Raw genomic sequence first — 21,470 nt, 5'->3', positions numbered from 1 at the left:
TCGTGACGCCAGGTTATCGACGGGCGTCGGACCGGATTCGCAAACCAAAATCGGCGCGCCGGCCTGGCCGCGCGGAGCGACCTGATGGCTAGGATCAGAATAGAGGATCAGGGCGACCAAGCCAACCGTTCCCTGCTTTTCGACTTAGCCTACCGTGATCTCCATCGGCCGTTCGACGAACAGGCCGGGGCCGCCCAGGTCCAGCGCAACACGCCGGTTCTCGAACGCGGCCATGCCGACCAGGGCCTTGGGGAAGCCCGGCACCGCGACGTCGTCATAGATGGCGACCGTCGCCTGACGATACAGTTCGTCGCCGATGGTCAGGGTGCGCACGACGACGGTCTCGGCGCGCACCGTGCCGCCCAGGACGATGCTTTGGCCTGGCGTGCGTTCGCGTCCGTCCAGCAGGCCGGCGGCTTGGGCCGTCTCGCGCGTGACGGCCAGCACGGCCGAGGCGCCGGTGTCGATCACCGCATTGACCGTCGCTCCTTCCAGGGTGATGCCCGCCTGCAGCGCCTTGCCGGCCCGTGTCACCGGCACGGGCTTCAGCGACGACGACGGCGTCCAGCCCTCGCGCGGTAGGAACCGGACCCGATGCTCCGCTGTGTCCAGCTCCAGCACCAGCTCACGCAATACGTCCTGACCCAGGATCAGCGCCGCACCCAATCCCTGATCGCTGGCCAGCGGCCCCAGGCCGAGGATCGCCGCCCGCAATCCGGTCAGCCGCAAGCCGCCGATCGCCACATCCAGCGTCGTGCCCCGTCCGACCTGGGCGTCGCCGCCGACGCCGTAAGCCACCATCGGGATGTTGAAGACGTTGGTCAGGCCCAGCCGCTCGACCAGCGACCGGTCGATGACCGAATACTGCGCGCCCGAATCGATCAGGGCCCGCACCGGCTGTCCGTTCACCGTCACCTCGACCGTCGGGGTCGGCGCGCGCGGCTCGGCATAGGGCAGCCAGCCGCTGGAGCCGTTCGTCGCGAAGGCAACCGTCGGCCCGCGCCAGACCACATGGTCGCGCAGCCACCAGGCCCCGCCTGCGCCGCCGGCGACCAGCCCCAGCCGGATCAGAAGATCGCGTCGTCTCATGCTCCTGACATGGACCGTCGCAGCGATCCGCGCCAGCGGGGCGATGTCGCAACCCCTCTTGCAGGACCGACGACATTGCCCCTGAAGCGGCAAAAATGTGCGCCTAAACCGCCACTGCAACGTCCCGACGCGGATAGTCGGGCCACAGCCCGCCAAAACCGACAAAATCATCCAGAAAGCGGGTGACGCCGCCGCCCCGTCTGGCTACGACCATCGGCGTCATGAGCACCTCCAGCGCCCGCTACGTCTCGACCCGAAGCCCAGTTTCGAACTTGGCGCCCGAAACCGATTTCTCCGACGCCCTGCTGCGCGGCATCGCGCCTGACGGCGGCCTCTATATGCCGACCGCCTGGCCCAGCCTGTCGCCCCAGGCCTGGACCGGAAAGGCCGACTACAAGTCCATCGCGCTGCAAGCCATCGCCCCCTTCATCGGCGACGCCCTGCCCGCCGGCGCGCTGGACCGCGCGCTGGACCGCCTGACCGCCGGGTTCGACCATCCGCTGGTCACGCCTCTGGTCGAGCTGGAGCCGGGCCTGTTCGTGCTGGAGCTGTTCCACGGCCCGACCGCCGCCTTCAAGGACTTGGCGATGCAGCTGGTCGCCAGCCTGACGGACGAGGCGCTGGCCGCCTCGGGCGAGCGTCTGACCGTCCTGACTGCCACGTCGGGCGACACCGGCGCCGCCGCCGTGCGAGCCTTCGCCGGCGCCAAGTCGGTCGATCTGGTCGTGCTCCACCCGCTGGGCCGCGTCTCGCCGGTTCAGCGCAGACAGATGACGACGGTCGAGGCCGACAATGTCCTGAACCTGGCCGTACGCGGTGATTTCGACGACTGCCAGCGTCTGGTGAAGGGCCTGCTGGCCGACGAAGCCCTTCGCGAACGCGGCCGACTGTCTTCGGTGAATTCGATCAACTGGGCGCGGCTGGCCGGCCAGATCCCCTATTATGTCTCCGCGACGGCTCAGCTGGGCGAGGCCGCGACCTTCGTCGTCCCGACCGGCAACTTCGGCGACGCCTTCGCCGGCATCGCCGCCACGAAAATGGGCCTGCCGTCGAACGGCTTCGTCGCCGCCGTGAACCAGAACGACGCCCTGGCCCGCGCGCTGAACGACGGCCTGTATTCGCGCCGTCCCGCGGTCGAAAGCGGCAGCGTGTCCATGGATGTGCAGGCGCCGTCCAACTTCGAGCGGCTGGTGTTCGAGGCAGCGGGCCGCAACGCCGAGGCGACGCGCGTGGTGTTCGAAACTTTCGCCCGCGACGGCGCCATCGCCTTCGATCCGGACCTGCTGACCGCCCTGCGCGACCAGGTCTCGGCGGTCTCCATCGACGAGGATGAGACGCGCGCCGAGATCGCCCACGCCTATGAGGCATGGCACCGCGTCGTGTGCCCGCACACGGCCGTGGCGCTGGCCGCCGCGCGTCGGCAAGACCGCTCGAAAGGCCCCGTCGTCGCCCTGTCCACCGCCCATCCGTCCAAGTTCGGCGATTTCGTCTCGAACGTCCTGGGCTTCGAACCCGAACCCGCAAACGTCATCGCCGCCCTGGGCGACAAGCCCGAGCGGTTGACGATCGTCGATGGGACGATGGAAGCGGCGCGTGACGCCGTGGCGGCCTTTTCAGGCCGCCACTAAAACGTCTTAGCGACGACCGCCGCCGGCGAGGGCGCGCAGCAGAAGCAGGCCGACGCCGGCGACCGAGAGGGTCGTGACCAGCGGACGCTTGCGCGCCTCGGCGGCGACGGTGCGGGCCTTGTCGCGGTAGTCGACGGGGACCTTTTCGACCAGGCGATCGACCGAATCCATCGCCTTGCCGAAGGTTTCCAGCGAGCGGCCCTTGGCGTCGTTATAGGCGCCCTCGACCTGCAGCTTCTGGTCGCCGACCAGCTTGCCGACGCCTTTTTGGAACTTGCCTTGCGCCTGCGAGGCGGCGCCGTTGATGGTTTCGTCAGTCATGATCTTCGTCCTCGGGGAGCGGCGGACTTCGCCGTTGCACCATCAAAATCCCGGCCAAGCTTTCGGTTCCAGCGACGAAGCCGCGCAGGCGCCTCAGGCCGGTTCGGTCGCGCGCCAGTGGTCCATCCGACGCAGGAAGACCGCTGGATCCTTGGGCGTCACCAGATTGGCGGGATCGTGAAAAATGCGGTCATGCAGCCGCGTCACGGTGAACCGCAGCGCCGCCGCTTCGCCCAGACGCGGCAAGGCCTCGCGCTCGGCGGCGCTGAGCGGCCGCACGGATTCATAGCCGCGCCGGAAGGCCGCCAAGGCGTCCGGCATGGGTCGCCCCTCGGCGTCGAAACCCCAGGCGGAAAGAGCGATGGCCAAGTCATAGGCGAAGGCGCCGCTGCAGCCGAAATAGAAGTCGATCACCGCCGAAACGGCGTCGTCCTCGAACAGCACATTGTCGGGGAAATAGTCCGCATGGATCGCCCCGCCCGGCAGGTCGTCCGTAAAGGGATCGCCCAACCGCGCCAACGAGGCGTTCACCTGATCCAGCAGCCGTCGATCCTCGCCCGAGGCCGCTTGGGCGCAGCGATCGGCCAGCCGACGCCACACGGCCGGTCCGACCGGATTGTCCCGTCTCAGGTCGAAGTCAGCCGCGATCAGATGAAGTCGCGCCAGCACCGCCCCCGCCGCCGCCTGATCGGCCGATGACGGCGTGCGCAGCCAGGCCCCGGTCTTCCATTCGATCACCGCCACCGCCCGGCCGTTCAACCGCCCGAGCCAGCCGCCCGTCCGGTCCTCGATCGGCGTCGGGCAAGGGAAGCCGCGCGCCGCCAGATGGGCCGTCAGCCCTAGGCAGAAGGGCAGCGAGGCCTCGTCCGTCCGCCCCTCGAACAGGGTCAGCACAAACCGGCCCTGCGTCGTGTCCAGTCGATAGTTGGTATTCTCCACCCCCTCGGCGATGGCCGTCAGTTCGACCACCTCGCCGATGTCGTAGCCGGCCAGGAACGCCTTGGCGTCGGCGATGGAAACGGGGGTGAAAACGGCCATGGGCTTAGTTTAGGCCCGCATCGGCGCGCCGTGCACGCACGATCTCGGCCAGGTCCGCCATGATGCTCTCGGTCGTGGCCCAACGCCCGGCGCCCCGGCCCCGGCAGCGCCAGACGCGCCCGTCGGCGCCGTAGACCTTCAACGCATTGCCCTCGCCGCGCAGGGTCGAGAACAGCGGATCGCCATGGTCGGCGTTCAGCGACACCGACGGGCGGATCACCCCGTCCTTCAGATGGGCGGCGCCGATCTGGCGCACGCCGCCTGCGGCCGAGGTCGCCTCGGTCAGGTGGTCGCGCGGCACGTCGCCGTCGGGCGAACGGCCGAAAGCCTCGTGGCACAGCAGCCGCACCTTGGCCGCCGCATCCAGACCTTCCAGATCCGAGGACGGGTCCTCCTCCGCAAAGCCAGCCGCGCGGGCGTCAGCCAGGGCTTCGTTGAAGGCCGCCCCGTCGCCCAGCCGCTCCAGCATGAAGTTGACTGTGCCGTTCAGCACCGCCTCGAAACCGACCACCTCGCCGGCTGCGCGGGCCGCGCGGACCGTCTCGATCATCGGCGATCCGCCGCCGACCGAGGCCGACCAGAAGATGCGCCGTCCGTTGGCTTTCGCCAGTTCTTGCAGCCCGCCCGGATCGCGGCTGACCGCCTGTTTGTTGGCGCTGGCGACATCGCAGCCGGCCTCGAGCGCGGCGCGGATCACCGCATGGCCCGCCTCGCCCTCCGACAGGGCCTCCAGCACGATGTCGGGCTTCTTGGCCCACAGGTCCGCCGGGTTGGAGGTGAACAACGAAGCCGGACAGTCCACGTCGCGGGCCTTTTTCGGGTTGCGCACCAGCACGCCCACGACCTCATAGCGGGGATCGTCGAGCAGTTTGCCCAGCACGCCGCCGCCCACGACGCCGCATCCGGCGACCGCGACCTTCAGCGGCGGCAGGGCGGGCGCGGGACCAGGCGGCGCCGACCGGTCGCCGATAACCGTGCCGTCGGCGCGGTCCAGGGCCGCCACCTCAATCTCGACTCCGCGGCTTTCGCCCAGGTCGATGGCGTCATGCTGGACAAGCGCGCCGCCCAGCTTGCGCGCCACATCCCAGGAGGCGCGGCGATAGCGCAGGGCCGGAGCCGTTTTGTCGTTGGGGTCGTGGTCGTAAAGGCCGTCCACGTCCTTGACCAGCCGCACCTTCTTCAACCCCAGCTCGGCCGCGAGGAACACCGCCGTCAGGTCCGATCCGCCCCGTCCCAGCAGGGCCACCTTGCCGTCCGGCCGCACCGCGCCGAACCCGGGCACCACCACCACCTCGTGCCGATCCAGCGCCTGTTTCAGATGGTCGGGGCGCAGGCCGCAGGGGCGCGAATGCTCCGGCTCGCCCTCCGCCACGATGCCCAGCTCCCGCACCGACAGGGCGCAGGCGTCCAGCCCGATCCGGTCGCAGGCGATGGCGACCAGGGCCGCCGACTTTTCCTCGCCCAGGGCCACATAGCCCGGCAGCAGGTCGTTGGAATGGGCCAGGCCCAGCGCCCTCGCCTCGCCCAGCAGCCGGTCCGTCGCCCCGCCGAAGGCCGAGACCACCGCCACGACCTTTCGGCCCGCCCGCACATGGCCATAGACGGCCGAGGCGACCAGCGGCGCTTCGGCCGGGCTGCGCAGTATGGACGAGCCGAACTTCAGCACCACCACCTCGGGCCCAACCAAGTCGGGTGAAGGCTGACTGCTGGGGTCGAGGCTTTCGGATTTTTCTACGACGGCGAGTTGCGCGGACATCGGGGTTCTCGGGAAAGGTCGGGATGGGGTGGGGTGACAAGAAAAACCCCGCCTGGCGGACCGGGCGGGGTTCGGGTTCTGCGGTTGCCGGGGTTCGGCGCGCTAAACTCGTCCCGCCCGTTCGGGCATGGTGGTGGTGCCGGTGGTACCGCCGATAATCGTGCCGCCGAGGATCATGCCGAAACGCGTCGCGGCGAGGCCAGCGACGGTCGAAACTTCGGCGATGAGCGAGCGCTGTTGCACAGGGCAAGGTCCGGTTGAAATCTGGGCCTAGGGTGATCGGACGACCCTGACCTTGTCAAGTCGCATTGGATGATTTTTTCACGACAAGGCGCTTATTGTGCGTTTTCACCCCCATCGAGTCGACCCATGCCACCAATGAGGTTGAATTTTTCGCTTGACCGGCGCCGCCTCGATCACCAACGTAAAGTCACTCATCAAGACCAGCCGAGGGATTAGGCCCTTTGACGCTGGGGCAACCATCGGGTCTCACAGCTCGAAACGGTGCCAACTCCTGCGGGGTCCTTCGGGGTCGCGAGAGATGAGTGGAGCATCGACGAGACGACGCTCCACGCTCTGTCACCGCATCGAGACTTGCTGAGCGAGAACGATGCGGAACGACGATGACCCTGGCCGAAACCACCCTGCTCGAAGACCCCGACTGTCGCCGCGCGACAGCCCTTACCCCTGTCCGCGAACCGACGCGTGAGCGCGGCGGCGCCCGCGACGTCATCGTTCCCATTCCCACCGACTTCCGCCTCGCCTCGGGCGAAAAGCTGAACCAGCCCAATATCATCGGCCGCCTGCATGGCCGGATCGGCGCCCCCGTCGTCGTGGTCGCCGGCGGCATCTCGGCCGGGCGCTTCGTCCACCGGACGGAGACCAACGGCCTGGGCTGGTGGTCCGGCGCCGTATCGGTGCGCGGGCCCATCGACTTGAGCCGTCTTCAGGTCCTGGCCGTCGATTTCGTCCCCGGCGCCGAGTTCCTGGATGCGCCCGTCACCATCACCACCCAGGATCAGGCCCGCCTGCTGGCCCTGGTGCTGAACCATCTGAAGATCGAGCGCGTCGCCGCCTTCGTCGGCTGTTCCTATGGCGGCATGGTCGGCCTGGCCTTAGCCGAACTGTTCCCCGACTGGGCCGAGCAGTTGATCATCGTGTCGGCCGCCCACCGCGCCCACCCCCAGGCCACCGCCTGGCGCGGCATCCAGCGCCGCATCCTGCAGTTCGCCGTCGCCGCCGGCCGTCCCGAGGAAGGCGTTGCCCTGGCCCGCGAACTGGCCATGACCACCTATCGGACGGCCGAGGAATTCGACGACCGCTTCGACACCACCGCGCCCACGGCTGTCGGCGGCGCCTATCCCGTCTGCGACTATCTGACGGCGCGGGGCCAGGCGTATCGCACCCACACCACCCCGGCCCGCTGGCTGTCGATGTCCGATTCCCTGGACCGCCACAGCGTGACGCCTGAGGCCATCACGACCCCCGTCACCCTGATCGGCTTCACCTCCGACCGGCTGGTGCCGATCGACGACATCCGCGAACTGGCCGCGCGGTTGCCGACCCTATGGCGCTTCGTCGAAGCGCCCTCCCTATATGGCCACGACGCCTTTCTGAAGGAGGACGCCTTCGTCGGCGACATCCTCCGCGCCGCCTTGAAGGATATCAAATCATGACCGCCCGCCCCGCCAATCCGCACACCATCGCCGCCCGCACGGGCGTGGATACGGACACGGCCCATGGCGCGGTCATGCCGCCGCTGTATCTGTCGTCCAACTATTCCTTCGCCGGCTTCGATCAGAAGCGGAAGTACGACTACAGCCGTTCGGGCAATCCGACCCGCGACGTGCTGGCCGAGACCCTGACCGAGCTGGAGGGCGGCGCCGGCTGCGTCATCACCGCAACCGGCATGGCGGCGGTCGATCTGCCCCTGACCCTGTTGGAGCCGGGCGACCTGCTGATCGCGCCGCACGACTGTTACGGCGGCACCTGTCGCCTGCTGAACGCCCGCGCCCGAAAGGGGCATTTCGAACTGTTGCTGATCGATCAGGGCGATCCCGTCGCCTTCGAGGCCGCCCTGGCCCTGAAGCCGAAACTGGTTCTGGTCGAGACCCCGTCCAACCCGCTGCTGCGTCTGGTCGACGTCGCTGACATCTGCACCCGCGCCCACGCGGCGGGCGCCAAGGTCGTGTGCGATAACACCTTCCTGTCGCCCGCTCTTCAGAACCCGATCAAGCTGGGCGCCGACTTCGTCGTCCACTCGACCACCAAATTCATCAACGGCCATTCGGACGTGGTCGGCGGCGCCGTCATCTCGGCCGACGCCGAGGATCACCAGACCCTGGCCTGGTGGGCCAACTGCACCGGCGTGACCGGCTCGCCCTTCGACGCCTATCTGACCCTGCGCGGCGTGCGCACCCTGTTCGCGCGCATCGAGCGACAACAGGCTACGGCCGGCAAGATCGCCGAAAAGCTGGCCGCCCACCCGGCGGTCAAGGCCGTCCACTATCCGGGCCTGAAGTCCCACCCCAATCACGCCCTGGTTGCGGCCCAGCAGGCCGGCCCCGGCGCCATGCTCAGCTTCGAACTGCAGGGCGGCACGGACGCCGTGCGCGATCTGGTGGAGACGCTGGAGATCTTCACCCTGGCGGAATCGCTGGGCGGCGTGGAAAGCCTGATCGCCCACCCCGCCACCATGACCCACGCCGCCATGACGCCGGAACAGCGCGCGACGGCCGGCATCGGCGACGGCCTGGTGCGCCTGTCGGTGGGTCTGGAGCATGTCGAGGATCTGATCGCCGACCTGTTCCCGGCGCTGGACGCCCTCGTCCCGGCGAAGGCGGAAGCGGCGTAACTTTTTTTGCTTGCAGGAGGGGCCGAACCGGGGCAAATGCGCCGCCCCGGCCGCGGTCCCTTCGTCTATCGGTTAGGACGTCAGGTTTTCAACCTGAAAAGAGGGGTTCGACTCCCCTAGGGACTGCCACCGGCGACGCCTTTGCAGCGCCCTTCCCGACGATCGTCGAGCGAACGCCCCGACCCCGGATTAAGATTTCGGTAACTATTTTGTCTAGAAACGGGCAGTAAGTCTTTCGATTCACGGACTTTTTTCGGACGCAGTCAGGAACTATCCACAGGGACTGTGGTTAACCCATCGTTAGCTCGGCGCAGAAGCGCCTCTCCCTCCTGCACCGAGATCCTCATGTTCATCGCCATCGCCCGCTCGGCGGTGGAGCCCAAAGGCCCCGACGCCGTCGCCGTCCCCGGCTCTCCCGCCATCGCCGAACTGTCGCCCCGCGCCCTGCATGCGCGTCTTCTCCAGAACGCCGCCCTGCGCCGCCTGCGCGGCTTGGAGCGCCGCAGAGAGCAGCGTCTCGAAGACGCCGACTACTGGCTGCATGCCGCACCGATCGCCGTCCGGAAAGCCAGCGCCCTGCGCGAAGAGCGCAGTTTCTCGCCGATCCCCTGACAGTCGCCGCACATCCCTGAATACACACGCAGGTGATTTGGGGTTGATTTACCGACCCTTGGTATCCGACAAGAGCGGATGGGCGAAGACGGATCGGCGCTGACATCTGCGAAGGCGATCCTGGTCACGGGCGGCGCGGGCTATATCGGCGCCCATGTGTGCGAGGCCCTTGCGGCCGCCGGCTATCGGCCCGTCACCTATGACAATCTGTCGACCGGCCGGCGCCGGTTCGTGCGCTGGGGACCGCTGGTCGAGGGCGATGTCTGGGATGCAGACAAGGTGCGCCACACCCTGGTCGCCCACGACATCCGCGCCGTCATGCATTTCGCCGGCTCGTCCGTGGTCCCTGAATCGGTGCGCACGCCGCTGGACTACTACCGCAACAATGTCGGCGGTCTGTTCGGCCTGCTGGGCGGGATGCGGGAAGCGGGTGTGAACCGGCTCGTCTTTTCCAGCACCTGCGCGGTCTATGGCGATCCCGGCGAAAATCCGATCACCGAGGCGACGCCGCTGGCCCCCGTCACCCCGTATGGCCGCTCCAAACTAAGCTGCGAGCAGATCCTGTCGGACGCCAGCGCCGCGCATGGGCTGAACATCATCGCGCTGCGTTATTTCAACGCCAGCGGCGCCTCGGCGTCAGGCCTGATCGGCGAAGATCGGCCGGTCGAGACCCATCTGATCCCACGCGCGATGATGGCCTTGCGCGGCCAAATCGACGACTTCGCCGTTCATGGGACCGACTATCCCACGCCCGACGGCACAGCGGTGCGCGACTATGTCCACGTCTGCGACCTAGCTCTGGGCCACCTCGCCGCCCTGACCCAGTTGCTCGGCGACCGACGCGGCTTCTTCGCCTGTAATCTGGGCGCCGGCCAGGGCCATTCGGTGCGGCAGGTGCTGAACGCGATCACGAACCACAGCGGTCTTCGTCTGCCCGACGTGGCTGGAGCGCGCCGCGCGGGCGACCCGCCGCATCTTGTGTCGGACATCACCCTGGCGCGTCACGCGCTGGGCTTTGCGCCACGCCAGTCGGACCTGCCTTCCATCGTCGCCAGCGCCTGGGCCTGGCACAGCCGGCTCAGCGCAGTTCGGGCATCCGGCGGCGCAGCGAGGCTGTCAGCTTTTCGAACTTCTGCCCCGCCGACTTGGGCCTTACCCGCCGACGCAGTTCCAGCCCGCCACCCCACAGCGCGTGGACAGGCGCTTCAAGATGCGGATGACGATCATGCTGATGGACGATGGGGCTGACGCTGGCGTCGGGATTGACGACCTTGCCGCCTTCGAACCTCAGGGTCTCGCCGGGCGTCAGGCCCAGGGTCGCCACGCGACCATAGTTGGGGCGCACGGTCATCGCCGTCAGACCCTGATGGATCGCCATGTTGAAGGCCGCCTGATCGGCGCCGAACGCCCCGCCGATCTCGGATCGCGGCGTCGCCGCCAGCGACAGGATCAGTCGGGACAGGCGCGACACGTCGGCGCGCGGCCCGACGATGGTCCCGACGCACAGACAGGCCTTGTCAGCCAGCAGCCGCGCCTGCGCCTCGCCGAACAGGGCGCGCAGATACTTCATATTGAAGGCGTGATCGGCCAGCGGCGTCTCGGCCTCGATATAGGCCTCAAGGCCCTTGGGCGCCGGATCGAAAGGCGGCGCCTGAAAGATCACGTCGCGCACGTCGCAGGCCAGGGCCGCGCCGGGCCGCTCGCCCAGCAAACCGGCGAAGGCCACGAACCGCTGCATCACCGGATGCGGCGCCCATCCGCGCCAGACCGGCGCATCGACGGCGGTCACCCGATGCTGGGTTAAAAAGGCGCGCAAAGCCGGTTCGGCGTCGACCACCAGGGCCACAGGACCCTCGAACACGGCCCGCAGCGACAGGACGAAGGGCGCGATGTCGGCCGCGTCATAACCTGTGGCGTAGCCGACGACGACATCGCCGTCCGGCAAGGGCGTAAACCGGCGAGCGACCTCGAACGCCTCGGCCAGCCAGTCCAGATAGTCCGACCGAACCGCGCCCTGTTTCATGGCGTCAGCGGTCGCCCATCAGATCGGCGAACCGGTCGAACAGATACAGGCTGTCGGTCGGCCCGGGCGAGGCCTCGGGGTGGTGCTGGACGCTGAAGATCGGTTTGTCCTTGACCGCGATGCCGCAGTTGGTGCCGTCGAACAGGCTGACGTGGGTCTCGGTCACGGCGTCCGGCAGGCTGTCGCGATCGACGGTGAAGCCGTGGTTCATCGACACGATCTCGACCTTGCCGGTGGTCAGATCCTTGACCGGATGGTTGGCGCCGTGGTGGCCCTGATCCATCTTCACCGTCTTGGCGCCCAGGGCCAGGGCCAGCATCTGGTGGCCCAGGCAGATGCCCATCAACGGTTTGCCGCTGGCGACCAGCTTCTGGATTTCAGGCACGGCGTATTCGCCCGTGGCGGCCGGATCGCCCGGACCGTTCGACAGGACCACGCCGTCGGGATTGCGGGCCAGAACTTCCTCCGCCGTCGTCGTCGCCGGGACCACCGTGATGCGCGCGCCGGTCGAGGCCAGGGCGCGCAGGATGTTGCGCTTCACACCATAGTCGATGACGACCACGTCCTTGCGGCCTTCGGTCTTGGGGTGACCCTCCGGCCAGTCCCATAGACCCTCGTTCCATTCGAACGCCTGCAGCGTCGATGCCGGCTTGGCCAGGTCCAGACCGACCAGCCCGGTCCAGCCCCTGGCCTGGGCGACCAGGGCCTCCAGGTCGAAATTTCCATCCGGGTCGTGCGCGATGACGGCGTGGGGCGCGCCCTTGTCGCGGATGATCTTGGTCAGGGCGCGGGTGTCCACCCCGGCCAGACCCACGACGCCGCGCCGCTTCATCCAGTCGTCGAAACTGGCGTCCGAGCGATAGTTGCCCGGATCGGTCGGAACGTCGCGGAAGATGGCGCCGCGCGCTGAGGTGTCGGACCCGCCGCCCATCTGCTCGATGTCTTCGACATTGGTCCCCACATTGCCGACGTGCGGGAAGGTGAAGGCCAGGATCTGGCTCATGTAGGACGGGTCGGTCAGGATTTCCTGATAGCCGGTCATGGCGGTGTTGAAGACCACCTCGCCCAAGGCCGAGCCGACGGCGCCCACGCCGATGCCCTGCAGGATCGTGCCGTCCGCGAGCGCGAGAACGCCGGTGGCGCCCGGAAGAATCTTCGTCGTCATGGGCGCGCTCCTAAAATCGAATCCGGCCGATACGAAGGCCGAAGGCAAACGGCGGCGTCGTTAAGCCCTGCCGCCTGCCCCGTCAACGTGGCGCGCGTCACCGCCCGTCGGTGATGGACGCCGGACCGATCAGCTGGAACGTCGCCTTGGCTCCGCCCTGGGCGTGCGGCGCCAGCCAGACGTCGAACAGACCGGGCTCGATGCGCCAGGTCTCGTCCGCGCCGATGAAGCCCAGTTGGCGGGCGTTCAGGGTGAAGGTCACCTTCGTGCTCTGGCCCGGCTTCACCGACACACGCTTGAAGTCCTTCAGCAATCGGCCCGGCTGGGTCAGGCTGGCGACCCGGTCGTGGATGTAGAGCTGCACCAGCTCCTCGGCCGGATGCGACCCGGTGTTGGTCACGGTCACGGCCAGATCCAGCGTGCCGGCCCAGGTCAGCTTGTCGCTCTCCATCTCGACCGGCCCATAGCTGATCGCGCCATAGGTCAGGCCATAGCCGAAGGGATAAAGCGCCGTATTCGTCGTCTCGCGATAGCGGGCCTTGTATTCCTCGCTCGCCAGATCGGGATTGGCCGGGCGGCCGGTGGTCTTGCGGTCGTAGGAATAGGGCTGCTGGCCCGACTTGTGCGGGAAGCTGACCGGCAGGCGCGCCGACGGGCCGTGATCGCCGAACAGGACGTCGGCGACGGCGTGGCCCATCTGTTCGCCCAGGAACCAGGTCACGACGATGGCCTGGGCGTTCTTCACATTGCCTTCCAGCGCAAGCGCCCGGCCGTTCCTCAGCAGGATGACCATGGGCTTGCCCAGCGCCGCCATGGCGTCGACCAGGGCGACCTGCGGCGCGGGCACCACGATCTCGGTGCGCGACTGGGCCTCGCCCGACATATTGGTCGCCTCGCCGATGGCCAGGACGATGACCTCGGCGTCGCGGGCGGCGGCGATAGCCTGCTCGATCCCGCCGTCCAGCGGCGTCTCAACGCCCGAGCCGCGTGCGAGGGTCAGGTTCTGCGGATCGCTCATGGCCGCGCGGAAGCCCGCCTCCAGCGAAACACGTCGCTCGGGCGCGCCCCAGATGGTCCACGGCCCCCAGACATTGTCCACGTCGTCGGCGAACGGGCCGACCAGGGCGATCTTCTGGCTCTTCTTCAGCGGCAGCAGGCCGTTATCATTCTTCAGCAGCACGACCGACTTGCGGCCCGCCTCGCGCGACAGTTCGACGTGTTCGCGCGACCCGACCACCACCTTTTCACGCACCGGATCGGTGCCGCGGTAGGGGTCGTCGAACAGGCCCAGGGCCGCCTTGGTGTTCAGGACGCGGCGCACAGCCTCGTCCAGCCGCGCCATCGACACTTCGCCCGACGCGACCAGGCTGGGAAGATGTTCCAGATACAGGCCCGACACCATCGACACATCGACCCCGGCGTTGAAGGCCAGACGGGCGGCGTCGCGGCCGTCCTCGGCGAAGCCGTGGGCCACAAGCTCCTGCTCGGAAGTGTAGTCGGAGACGACGAAGCCCTCGAAGCCCCATTCGCCGCGCAGGATGTCGGTCAGCAGCTTGCGGCTGCCCGACGCCGGCACGCCGTTGACGTCGTTGAACGCGCTCATGATCGACAGGGCGCCGGCGTCCACCGAGGCCTTGAACGGCGGCAGGAAAACCCCGCGCAGCGTCTGCTCGCTCATGTCGGTGGTGTTGTATTCGACCCCGCCCACGGCGGCGGAATAGGCGGCCATGTGTTTGGCGGTGGCCAGGACCGCGTCACGGTCGTCCAGACCCTTTTCGCCCTGGAAGCCGCGCACGCGGGCGGCGGCGAGCAGGTTGTTCAGCAGAACGTCCTCGCCCGCGCCCTCGACGTTGCGGCCCCAACGCTGGTCGCGCGCCACGTCCACCATGGGGGCGTAGGTCTGGTGAACCGCCGACGCCGCCGTCTCGACCGCCGCGGCCCGCGCCGTGCGCCGGGCCAGTTCGGTGTCGAAGGCCGCCGCCTCGGCCAGAGGCACCGGGAAGATTGTCGACAGGCCGTGGATCACGTCCGCCGCGAACAGCAGCGGGATCTTCAGCCGGCTCTCCTCCATCGCCACGCGCTGGATGCGACGGCCCGCCTCGGCGCCGATGCCGTTGAACAGGCTGCCGACCTTGCCTTCGCGGATCAGGGCCGTCACGCGCGCGGGATCGCCCGTGCCGTCCAGCGGGTTCACCGCTGTCGGCATCCAGCGGAACGGATCGGCCAGCAGGTTCAGCTGGCCCGCCTTCTCCTCGACCGTCATGGCCGCGATCAGATCCTCGATCTTCTGGCGGTGACGGGCGACGGTGCGGGACGCTTGGGCGGAAACAGGCATGGGGAACACTCCGGCGCCCATCAGGGCCAAAAGCCCCAGGCCAGACAAGAAATTTCTACGGGAAGCCGCAGGCTTGAGAGGTCGCGTCATTTAGGCTGGCGCTCCTTTCGGGGGACAATCGAGCAGCGAAGCGAGAGGCCTAGCCTCTCGGCCCCGACGGCTTCAACCCCCGCCTGCCATGTAAATCGATGTAACGCCCCGCTGCGCGGTCACGCCGCGTTTCGCCGCCATCATCCCAGGGCGATGTCCAGGAACATCATTCCGACCAGGCCGATCATCAGGCCGATCATGGACCCCTCCCCCTTTGACTTCTCGCGGGTCTCGGGAATGATCTCGGCGGTGACGACATAGATCATGGCTCCGGCCGCCAGGCCCAGCCCCCACGGCAGGGCGCCGGGCAAGAGATCGACCACGCTGGCCCCGATCAGCCCGCCGACCGGCTCGACCAGGCCCGAAGCCAAGGCTGCCGCGAAGGCCGGCCAGCGACCGTATCCCAGGGTCGCCATCGCCGCCGACACGGCCAGCCCCTCGGGCATGTTCTGGATGCCGATGCCGAGCGCCGTGGACAGGCCCTGGTGCATGTCGCCGCCGCCGAAGCTGACGCCCACCGCCGCCCCCTCGGGGAAGTTGTGCAGGGTGATGGCGATGATGAACAGCCAGATACGCCGCGACAGGTCGCGCGATCCCGCCGGGCCGATGGCCAGCATGTCCACCGGCGCGAACCGGTTCATCAGGCCGATCACCGTCGCCCCGATCAGCACCGCCGCCCCCATGACGCCGGCCGCCGCCGCCTGGCTGGCCCCGCCCGCCTGCAGCACGTCCACGCCGGGAATGATCAGCGAGAAGAAGGAGGCCGCCAGCATGACCCCGGCGGCGAAACCGAGCAGCGCGCTCTGGGTCTGCACCCCCGCCTTGCGGAAGAACAGCAGCGGTACGGCGCCCACCGCCGTCATCATGCCCGCCGCCAGACTGCCCAGACCGCCTGCGGCGATGGGGGAAAGGGATTCCATCATTCGTCTGCATTGCGGCGAGACACGGCAAGAGACAAGCCCGAACCGTGGCGTTAGAGAAGGCTTCATGTCCCAGCGCGCCGCCCTTCCCGTCGGCCCGAACGCTGCGTCGGCGCTGAGCGCCGCTCGGCGGGTCGTGGTCAAGATCGGATCTTCCCTGCTGATCGACGCGGCCACGCGCCAGCCGACGCGCGACTGGCTGGCCGCCGTCGCCTCGGATCTGGCGGCGCTGAAGACCGAGGGGCGCGAGGTCATCGTCGTCTCGTCCGGCTCGATCGCCCTAGGCCGGGGCCGGTTGCCCGCGCTGGGCGCACGGCTGGAGGACAAGCAGGCGGCGGCTTCGGTCGGACAGTCGCTGCTGATGGCGGCCTGGTCAGGGGCTCTGGACCCGCACGGCCTGATCGCGGGCCAGGTGCTGCTGACGCGCGACGACACCGAACGCCGTCGGCGATGGCTGAACGCCCGCGCGACCGTCGAGGCCCTGTTGACCCACGGCGTCATCCCCATCGTCAACGAGAACGACACGGTGGCGACCGAGGAAATCCGTTACGGCGACAACGACCGGCTGGCGGCGCGCACGGCCCAGCTGGCGCGAGCGGACCTGCTGATCCTGCTGTCGGACGTGCACGGCATCTACACCGCCGACCCGCGCCGCGATCCGGACGCCGCCCACCTGCCCTTTATCGAGACGCTTAGCCCCGACATCCTGGCCATGGGCGGGGGCGCCAACGCCGATGCGGGCGTGGGGACCGGCGGCATGGCGACCAAGCTGGCGGCGGCCCAGATCGCGCGCTCGGCGGGTTGCGCCACCATCATCGCCTCGGGCCAGACCCTGTCGCCGCTCAGCGCCATCCGCGACGGCGCCCGCGCCACCCTTATCGCGGCCCCCGACGGGCCGATGGCCGCCTATAAACAGTGGATCGCCGGCAGCCTGTCGCCGACGGGGGTCCTGACGCTGGACGCCGGGGCAGTCGCGGCGCTGAAGGCGGGCAAGAGCCTGCTGCCCGCCGGGGTCACGGGCGTCTCCGGCGCTTTCGAAAAGGGTGACTGCGTGCGCCTGATCGACCCGGACGGTCGCGCCGTCGGGGTGGGGCTGGCCGCCTACGCCGCCGACGAGGCTGCCCGCCTTCGCGGCCGCCGCTCGGACGAGATCGAGACCCTGCTGGGCTATCGCGGGGCCTCGGTCCTGATCCACCGCGACGACATGGTGCTGGACGACCGATGACCGACCTGAAGACCCGAATGCTCGACTTGGGCCGGCGCGCGCGCGCCGCCGCCATGCTCTTGCGCGAAGCCCCGGCCGCCGCCCGCACCCGCGCACTGGAAATCCTGTCTGCAAAACTGACGGCCGCCGAACCCGCCCTCCTCGCCGCCAACGCTCGCGATGTCGAGTCCGCCCGCGCGAACGGCATGACCGAGGCCCTGATCGACCGGCTGTCGCTGAGCCCCGCCCGCATCGCCGGCATCGCCGAGGCGGTGGCGACCATCGCCGCCGTGCCCGATCCTCTGGGCGTCGAGACCGAACGCTGGACCCCCGCCAACGGCCTGGACATCGCCCGCGTCCGCACCCCGATCGGCGTGCTGGGCGTCATCTACGAGAGCCGCCCGAACGTCACCGCCGACGCCGCCGCCCTGTGCATCCGCTCGGGCAATGCCGCCATCCTGCGCTGCGGTTCGGACTGTCTGCAATCGTCCCTGGCTATCGCCGCCCTGATCGCCGAAGCCCTGGCTGAGGCCGTCCTGCCCGCCGATGCGGTGCAACTGGTCGACACCCCCGACCGTGAGGCGGTTGGCCTGATGCTGACCGGGCTGAACGGCGCTATCGACGTCATCGTCCCGCGCGGCGGCAAGAGCCTGGTCGCCCGCGTTCAGGCCGAGGCGCGAACGGCCGTGCTCAGCCATCTGGAGGGACTGAACCACACCTATCTGCACCAGGCCGCCGATCTTGAGACCGCCCGCGCCATCGTCCTGAACGCCAAGATGCGCCGCGTCTCGGTCTGCGGCGCCACCGAGACCCTGCTGGTGGACCGGGCGGCGGCCCAGCGCCTGCTGCCCCCCGTCGCCGCCGACCTGATCGCCGCCGGCTGCGAACTGCGCGGCGACGCCGACGCCCGCGCCTTAGTCCCCGCCATGACGCCCGCGACCGAGGCCGACTGGACCACCGAATATCTGGCCCCGATCCTCTCAGTCCACGTCGTCCAGGACCTGGACGCCGCGACCGACCACATCGCCCGCTACGGCTCGGGCCACACCGAGGCTATCGTCACCACTGACGCCGAGGCCGCCGAAAGGTTCGCGTCGAAGGTCGACAGCGCCATCGTCCTGATCAACGCCTCGACCCAGTACGCCGACGGCGGCGAGTTCGGCTTCGGCGGCGAAATCGGCATCTCTACCAACCGCCTCCACGCACGGGGGCCGGTCGGCGCGGAACAGCTGACCACCTACAAATACGTCGTGCGCGGCCAGGGGCAGGTCAGGCCCTGAGCCCGACTTGCCGTCGGTAAGGAAATTCCTTACCTTCATCGGATGATCAAGAGCCGCCTGACATCCAAGGCCCAAACGACCATCCCTCAGGCCGTGCGCGCCGCGCTCAGCCTGCAGGACGGCGACGAACTGCAATACGATCTGGACGGCGATCGGGTGATCATGCGCAAGGCCCGACGTGCGCCTGCGGAAGATCCGTTTGCGGCGTTCGATGAATGGGACGGCGACGCGGACCACAAGGCCTATGCCGGACTTTGAGCGCGGCGACGTTGTCCGCGTCCCTTTTCCCTATACCGACCGCAGCACCCGTCAGCATCGCCCGGCCCTGGTCGTTTCCGATGGGCTGCTGGGCGACGGCGACCGGCTTTTGTGGGTCGTGATGATCACAAGCGCCGATAACCGACCGTGGGCTGACGATGTGCCATTCGGCGACACCTATGCCGACGCCGGCCTGCCCGCGCCGTCTGTCATCCGGCCAACCAAGATCGCCACGATCGACGCCGCCGTCGCGACGCGCCTTGGTCGCATCGACGAAGAGCGGCTGGCGCGGACGATGGATACCATCCGCGCCAGCCTTTGACGTTCAGTTCGGCCTCAAGCAGCGCGAAGCGCGATAGGCCCAGCGAGAGAGCTTACGCTTTGCGCTTGGGCAAAGCATAAGCGATTACGTAATCGCCCTCCGGCGTTTCCATGAAGTGATGGCCGGCGGCGACGATCACCAGATACTGGCGGCCGTTCTGTTCGTAGATCATCGGGTTCGCCTGGCCGCCGGCGGGCAGGACGTCGGACCAGACGGTCTTGCCCGTCTCGATGTCGATGGCGCGGATCAGGTCGTCGGTCGCTGCGGCGATGAAGATCAGACCGCCCGCCGTGACCACCGATCCGCCGTTGTTCGGCGTGCCGATCTCCAGCGGCAGCATCGAGGGGATGCCGAACGGGCCGTTTTTGCGGGCCGTGCCGAACGGACGGTCCCACAGGGTCTTGCCGCTTTGCACGTCGATGGCCCGGATGCCGCCGTACGGAGGCTCCTTGCACAGCAGGCCGGTGAAGGGCATCCGCCAGCCGGCATTGACGTCGATCGCATAGGGCACGCCCATCTGCGGATCGCCCGCGCCCTCGGCCTTGGCGCCCTCGCCGTTCGTCTCGGCCTGATAGCGAGGGTCGTCACGGGGGAACCAGCCCAACTTGTTCGCCTCGGCTCGCGGCACCAGACGATTGTAGTTGGGCATGTCGTTATAGTTGGCGATGATCACGCCGCGACGCGGATCCAGCGCCACGCTGCCCCAGTCGGAACCGCCGTTGTAGCCCGGATATTCGATGAAGCGACGGTCGGCGGTCGGGGGTGTGAACTGGCCCTGATACGACGCCTTCTTGAACTGGATGCGGCAGATCATCTGATCGATCGGCGACATGCCCCACATGTCGACTTCGCGCAGGTCAGGCTTGGCCAGGGTGTTGAACAGCGAATAGGGCTGGGTCGCCGCGCGCTGGGCCGGTTCGACGCCGCCGCGCGGGGCCGGACGATCCTGAACGCCGTGCAGGGGCTGGCCCGTGCGGCGATCCAGCACGAAGATTTCGCCGCGCTTGGATGGCAGGATCACCGCAGGCGTCACGCCCCCTGCGGTCGGCATGTCGACCAGCGTAACCTGCGAACCCAGGTCATAGTCCCAAACGTCGCGGCGGACGGTCTGATAGCTCCAGCGCGGCTTGCCCGTCGTGACGTCCAGCGCGACCAGGGCGCTGGAATACTGGTTTTCCTGGGGCCGGCGCAGCGACGAATAGTAGTCGGCGGCCGAGTTGCCCAACGGCAGATAGACCAAGCCCAGGGCTTCGTCGCCCGTCGCCGTCGTCCACATGTTCGGCGTGCCCGGCGTGTAGGTCTGACCGGCCGGCGGGGCGGTGGTGATGTCGGGACGCATCATGTCCCAGGCGAAGCGCAGTTGGCCCGTGATGATGTCATAGCCCTGGATCACACCCGAGGCGTTCCAGCGTTTCTGGCCGTCCAGAACCTGATGGCCCGTCACGATGACGCCGCGCACGACCACTGGCGGCGATGTGATCGAAACCATGCCGGGATAGGGATTGCCCATCCCTTCCTTGATGCTGACGGCGCCGTTGGTTCCGAAGGCGGGGCAAGGCACGCCGGTGCGCGCATCGACTGCGATGATGCGGCCGTCCAGCGTGCCTTCGATGATGCGCGTCGCGCAGGGCTGGGCCTGATCGACGTTGGGCGCGGCGTAATAGGTCACGCCCCGGCAGGCGGCGGTGTAGGGGATTTGTTCGTCCGCCACCTTGGGATCATAGGCCCATTTCTGCCGGCCGGTGTTGGCGTCCAGGGCGAACATCTTGTTGCGACCCGAGCAGAGATAGACGGTGTCGGCGATCTTCAGCGGCGTGGTCTCGGCGCCGAACCGTTCGCCGGGCAGGTCGCCGGTGCGGAAGGTCCAGGCGCGCTCCAACTGGCCGACGTTGGTCTTGTTGATCTGGTTCAGCGGCGAATAGCGCTGGGCCGCGTCCGATCCGCCATAGGCGGGCCAGTCCAGGCCGGCCTTGATCAGGGCGGGATCGCCGAACGGTCCCCGCGCGCCGGGCACCGGGCTATCGACGCCGGGCGCGTTGATCTGACCGACCACCAGGCCGAACACGACCGTCAGCACCGCCAGCCCAAGCGCGCCGAAGCCCGCCGTCTTGCCGCCGCCGCGCGACCGCAACACCGGCAGGGTCGCCAGCACCAGGAACATCAGCACCAGCGGCCCGACCAGGCGCGGAATCATGGCCCAGCCGTTCAGGCCCTTCTCCCACAGCGCCCAGATAAGCGTGGCGACGAAGACCGCGCCATAGAGCCAGGCTCCACGAACATCGCGCCAGACAAGCAGAAGGCCCGACACGATCAGCGCCAGGCCTGCAATCAGATAATACCAGGAGCCGCCCAGCATCGCGAGCTGCACGCCGCCGACCGTCAGCACCAGACCGATCACGGCCAGCAGGAACCCGAGCAGCAACGTCAGCCATCCCCCAAGGCCGGTCGGGGTTGTCCATCGGGGCATGGGCGCACTCTCTGTGGTCTGCTGAAATCAGTCCTTCGAACGCCTCGAGACCGCGCCGGTTCCTATTGTCGCACCCCTGGAACAAAATCCTGTTGCGGCGCAAACGGC

The 21,470-nt window shown here is 68.4% G+C and carries 18 protein-coding genes, 1 tRNA gene, 1 pseudogene and 1 riboswitch; of the genes and pseudogenes, 10 read left to right on the top strand and 10 right to left on the bottom strand.

The window, feature by feature from the left end:
- Nucleotides 1-144: 144 nt before the first annotated feature.
- On the bottom strand, nt 145-1,089 hold the full coding sequence (locus ASF31_RS07430) for a retropepsin-like aspartic protease (protein WP_055754051.1): 945 nt from the start codon (nt 1,087-1,089) through the stop codon (nt 145-147).
- A gap of 182 nt (nt 1,090-1,271) precedes the next feature.
- Here ASF31_RS07430 and thrC point away from each other — a divergent pair, with 182 nt between their 5' ends.
- Nucleotides 1,272-2,717, top strand: coding sequence for a threonine synthase (gene thrC, locus ASF31_RS07425; protein ID WP_235551279.1), 1,446 nt, complete (start codon nt 1,272-1,274; stop codon nt 2,715-2,717).
- A 6-nt stretch (nt 2,718-2,723) separates the two neighbouring features.
- Here thrC and ASF31_RS07420 read toward each other — a convergent pair whose 3' ends face one another.
- From ASF31_RS07420 to ASF31_RS14635, 4 genes are all read right to left on the bottom strand, one after another.
- On the bottom strand, nt 2,724-3,038 hold the full coding sequence (locus ASF31_RS07420; protein WP_055754050.1) for a CsbD family protein: 315 nt from the start codon (nt 3,036-3,038) through the stop codon (nt 2,724-2,726).
- Nucleotides 3,039-3,131: 93 nt separating this feature from the next.
- A complete protein-coding gene (gene thrB, locus ASF31_RS07415; protein WP_055754049.1) occupies nt 3,132-4,076 on the bottom strand; it encodes a homoserine kinase in 945 nt (314 codons plus the stop codon).
- Between the two features lie 4 nt (nt 4,077-4,080).
- Nucleotides 4,081-5,832 carry a Gfo/Idh/MocA family oxidoreductase gene (locus ASF31_RS07410; RefSeq protein ID WP_055754048.1) on the bottom strand — a complete coding sequence of 584 codons (1,752 nt, stop codon included), beginning with the start codon at nt 5,830-5,832 and terminating at the stop codon, nt 4,081-4,083.
- Between the two features lie 102 nt (nt 5,833-5,934).
- Complete coding sequence (locus ASF31_RS14635; RefSeq protein WP_017505697.1) at nt 5,935-6,075, bottom strand: hypothetical protein; 141 nt, start codon at nt 6,073-6,075, stop codon at nt 5,935-5,937.
- A gap of 188 nt (nt 6,076-6,263) precedes the next feature.
- Nucleotides 6,264-6,380, top strand: a riboswitch (SAM riboswitch).
- Between the two features lie 75 nt (nt 6,381-6,455).
- Between ASF31_RS14635 and ASF31_RS07405 the strand changes: the two genes are divergently transcribed.
- From ASF31_RS07405 to galE, 5 genes and pseudogenes are all read left to right on the top strand, one after another.
- Nucleotides 6,456-7,508 (top strand): homoserine O-succinyltransferase, encoded by a 1,053-nt coding sequence (locus ASF31_RS07405; RefSeq protein ID WP_055754047.1) that lies wholly within the window; start codon nt 6,456-6,458, stop codon nt 7,506-7,508.
- On the top strand, nt 7,505-8,686 hold the full coding sequence (gene metB, locus ASF31_RS07400; protein WP_055754046.1) for a cystathionine gamma-synthase: 1,182 nt from the start codon (nt 7,505-7,507) through the stop codon (nt 8,684-8,686). The genes ASF31_RS07405 and metB overlap by 4 nt, the downstream gene beginning before the upstream one ends.
- Before the next feature lie 54 nt (nt 8,687-8,740).
- Nucleotides 8,741-8,815: transfer RNA gene (locus ASF31_RS07395), tRNA-Glu, on the top strand.
- A gap of 216 nt (nt 8,816-9,031) precedes the next feature.
- Complete coding sequence (locus ASF31_RS07390; RefSeq protein WP_055754045.1) at nt 9,032-9,298, top strand: hypothetical protein; 267 nt, start codon at nt 9,032-9,034, stop codon at nt 9,296-9,298.
- A 78-nt stretch (nt 9,299-9,376) separates the two neighbouring features.
- A pseudogene (gene galE / locus ASF31_RS07385) lies at nt 9,377-10,366 on the top strand (UDP-glucose 4-epimerase GalE); the annotation flags it as partial.
- Nucleotides 10,367-10,376: 10 nt separating this feature from the next.
- Here galE and ASF31_RS14730 read toward each other — a convergent pair.
- The 4 genes from ASF31_RS14730 to ASF31_RS07370 all read right to left on the bottom strand — a co-directional run bounded on the left by ASF31_RS14730 (nt 10,377) and on the right by ASF31_RS07370 (nt 15,831).
- Nucleotides 10,377-11,321 carry a hypothetical protein gene (locus tag ASF31_RS14730; RefSeq protein ID WP_235551278.1) on the bottom strand — a complete coding sequence of 315 codons (945 nt, stop codon included), beginning with the start codon at nt 11,319-11,321 and terminating at the stop codon, nt 10,377-10,379.
- Between the two features lie 4 nt (nt 11,322-11,325).
- Nucleotides 11,326-12,486: a glutamine-hydrolyzing carbamoyl-phosphate synthase small subunit gene (gene carA / locus ASF31_RS07380; protein WP_055754043.1), complete on the bottom strand. Its 1,161-nt coding sequence runs from the start codon at nt 12,484-12,486 to the stop codon at nt 11,326-11,328.
- A gap of 97 nt (nt 12,487-12,583) precedes the next feature.
- On the bottom strand, nt 12,584-14,821 hold the full coding sequence (locus ASF31_RS07375; RefSeq protein ID WP_055754042.1) for a glycoside hydrolase family 3 N-terminal domain-containing protein: 2,238 nt from the start codon (nt 14,819-14,821) through the stop codon (nt 12,584-12,586).
- Nucleotides 14,822-15,051: 230 nt separating this feature from the next.
- On the bottom strand, nt 15,052-15,831 hold the full coding sequence (locus ASF31_RS07370) for a ZIP family metal transporter (RefSeq protein WP_045809883.1): 780 nt from the start codon (nt 15,829-15,831) through the stop codon (nt 15,052-15,054).
- 67 nt (nt 15,832-15,898) lie between these two features.
- On the opposite strand from ASF31_RS07370, the gene proB reads away from it, so the two are divergent.
- Genes proB through ASF31_RS07350 form a run of 4 tightly spaced genes read left to right on the top strand, consistent with a single transcriptional unit; the run spans nt 15,899 to nt 18,895 of the window.
- The gene (gene proB / locus ASF31_RS07365) at nt 15,899-17,056 is read left to right on the top strand and encodes a glutamate 5-kinase (protein ID WP_055754041.1); all 1,158 of its coding nucleotides are present in this window, start codon (nt 15,899-15,901) and stop codon (nt 17,054-17,056) included.
- The gene (locus ASF31_RS07360; protein ID WP_055754040.1) at nt 17,053-18,315 is read left to right on the top strand and encodes a glutamate-5-semialdehyde dehydrogenase; all 1,263 of its coding nucleotides are present in this window, start codon (nt 17,053-17,055) and stop codon (nt 18,313-18,315) included. Before proB ends, ASF31_RS07360 begins: the two co-directional genes overlap by 4 nt.
- A gap of 42 nt (nt 18,316-18,357) precedes the next feature.
- Nucleotides 18,358-18,573, top strand: coding sequence for an AbrB/MazE/SpoVT family DNA-binding domain-containing protein (locus ASF31_RS07355; RefSeq protein WP_055754039.1), 216 nt, complete (start codon nt 18,358-18,360; stop codon nt 18,571-18,573).
- Nucleotides 18,560-18,895 (top strand): type II toxin-antitoxin system PemK/MazF family toxin, encoded by a 336-nt coding sequence (locus ASF31_RS07350; protein ID WP_055754038.1) that lies wholly within the window; start codon nt 18,560-18,562, stop codon nt 18,893-18,895. The genes ASF31_RS07355 and ASF31_RS07350 overlap by 14 nt, the downstream gene beginning before the upstream one ends.
- A 52-nt stretch (nt 18,896-18,947) precedes the next feature.
- On the opposite strand, the gene ASF31_RS07345 is transcribed toward ASF31_RS07350, so the two are convergent.
- The gene (locus ASF31_RS07345) at nt 18,948-21,362 is read right to left on the bottom strand and encodes a membrane-bound PQQ-dependent dehydrogenase, glucose/quinate/shikimate family (RefSeq protein ID WP_055754037.1); all 2,415 of its coding nucleotides are present in this window, start codon (nt 21,360-21,362) and stop codon (nt 18,948-18,950) included.
- Between the last annotated feature and the right edge of the window lie 108 nt (nt 21,363-21,470).

It is taken from the genome of Brevundimonas sp. Leaf280 (assembly GCF_001422455.1).
Classification (GTDB): Bacteria; Pseudomonadota; Alphaproteobacteria; order Caulobacterales; family Caulobacteraceae; genus Brevundimonas.
The sequence above is the reverse complement of the archived record's forward strand: the minus strand, read 5'-3'. Positions and strand labels throughout refer to the sequence as shown.

What these genes read in the sequence shown, in the direction of transcription:
- metB (WP_055754046.1), top strand. Translation starts at nt 7,505, where the DNA reads ATGACCGCCCGCCCCGCCAATCCGCACACCATCGCCGCCCGCACGGGC.
- ASF31_RS07405 (WP_055754047.1), top strand. Translation starts at nt 6,456, where the DNA reads ATGACCCTGGCCGAAACCACCCTGCTCGAAGACCCCGACTGTCGCCGC.
- ASF31_RS07345 (WP_055754037.1), bottom strand. Translation starts at nt 21,362, where the DNA reads ATGCCCCGATGGACAACCCCGACCGGCCTTGGGGGATGGCTGACGTTG.
- ASF31_RS07430 (WP_055754051.1), bottom strand. Translation starts at nt 1,089, where the DNA reads ATGAGACGACGCGATCTTCTGATCCGGCTGGGGCTGGTCGCCGGCGGC.
- ASF31_RS07350 (WP_055754038.1), top strand. Translation starts at nt 18,560, where the DNA reads ATGCCGGACTTTGAGCGCGGCGACGTTGTCCGCGTCCCTTTTCCCTAT.
- ASF31_RS14730 (WP_235551278.1), bottom strand. Translation starts at nt 11,321, where the DNA reads ATGAAACAGGGCGCGGTTCGGTCGGACTATCTGGACTGGCTGGCCGAG.
- ASF31_RS07420 (WP_055754050.1), bottom strand. Translation starts at nt 3,038, where the DNA reads ATGACTGACGAAACCATCAACGGCGCCGCCTCGCAGGCGCAAGGCAAG.
- ASF31_RS07370 (WP_045809883.1), bottom strand. Translation starts at nt 15,831, where the DNA reads ATGGAATCCCTTTCCCCCATCGCCGCAGGCGGTCTGGGCAGTCTGGCG.
- ASF31_RS07390 (WP_055754045.1), top strand. Translation starts at nt 9,032, where the DNA reads ATGTTCATCGCCATCGCCCGCTCGGCGGTGGAGCCCAAAGGCCCCGAC.
- carA (WP_055754043.1), bottom strand. Translation starts at nt 12,486, where the DNA reads ATGACGACGAAGATTCTTCCGGGCGCCACCGGCGTTCTCGCGCTCGCG.
- ASF31_RS07360 (WP_055754040.1), top strand. Translation starts at nt 17,053, where the DNA reads ATGACCGACCTGAAGACCCGAATGCTCGACTTGGGCCGGCGCGCGCGC.
- ASF31_RS07355 (WP_055754039.1), top strand. Translation starts at nt 18,358, where the DNA reads ATGATCAAGAGCCGCCTGACATCCAAGGCCCAAACGACCATCCCTCAG.
- thrB (WP_055754049.1), bottom strand. Translation starts at nt 4,076, where the DNA reads ATGGCCGTTTTCACCCCCGTTTCCATCGCCGACGCCAAGGCGTTCCTG.
- ASF31_RS07375 (WP_055754042.1), bottom strand. Translation starts at nt 14,821, where the DNA reads ATGCCTGTTTCCGCCCAAGCGTCCCGCACCGTCGCCCGTCACCGCCAG.
- proB (WP_055754041.1), top strand. Translation starts at nt 15,899, where the DNA reads ATGTCCCAGCGCGCCGCCCTTCCCGTCGGCCCGAACGCTGCGTCGGCG.
- ASF31_RS07410 (WP_055754048.1), bottom strand. Translation starts at nt 5,832, where the DNA reads ATGTCCGCGCAACTCGCCGTCGTAGAAAAATCCGAAAGCCTCGACCCC.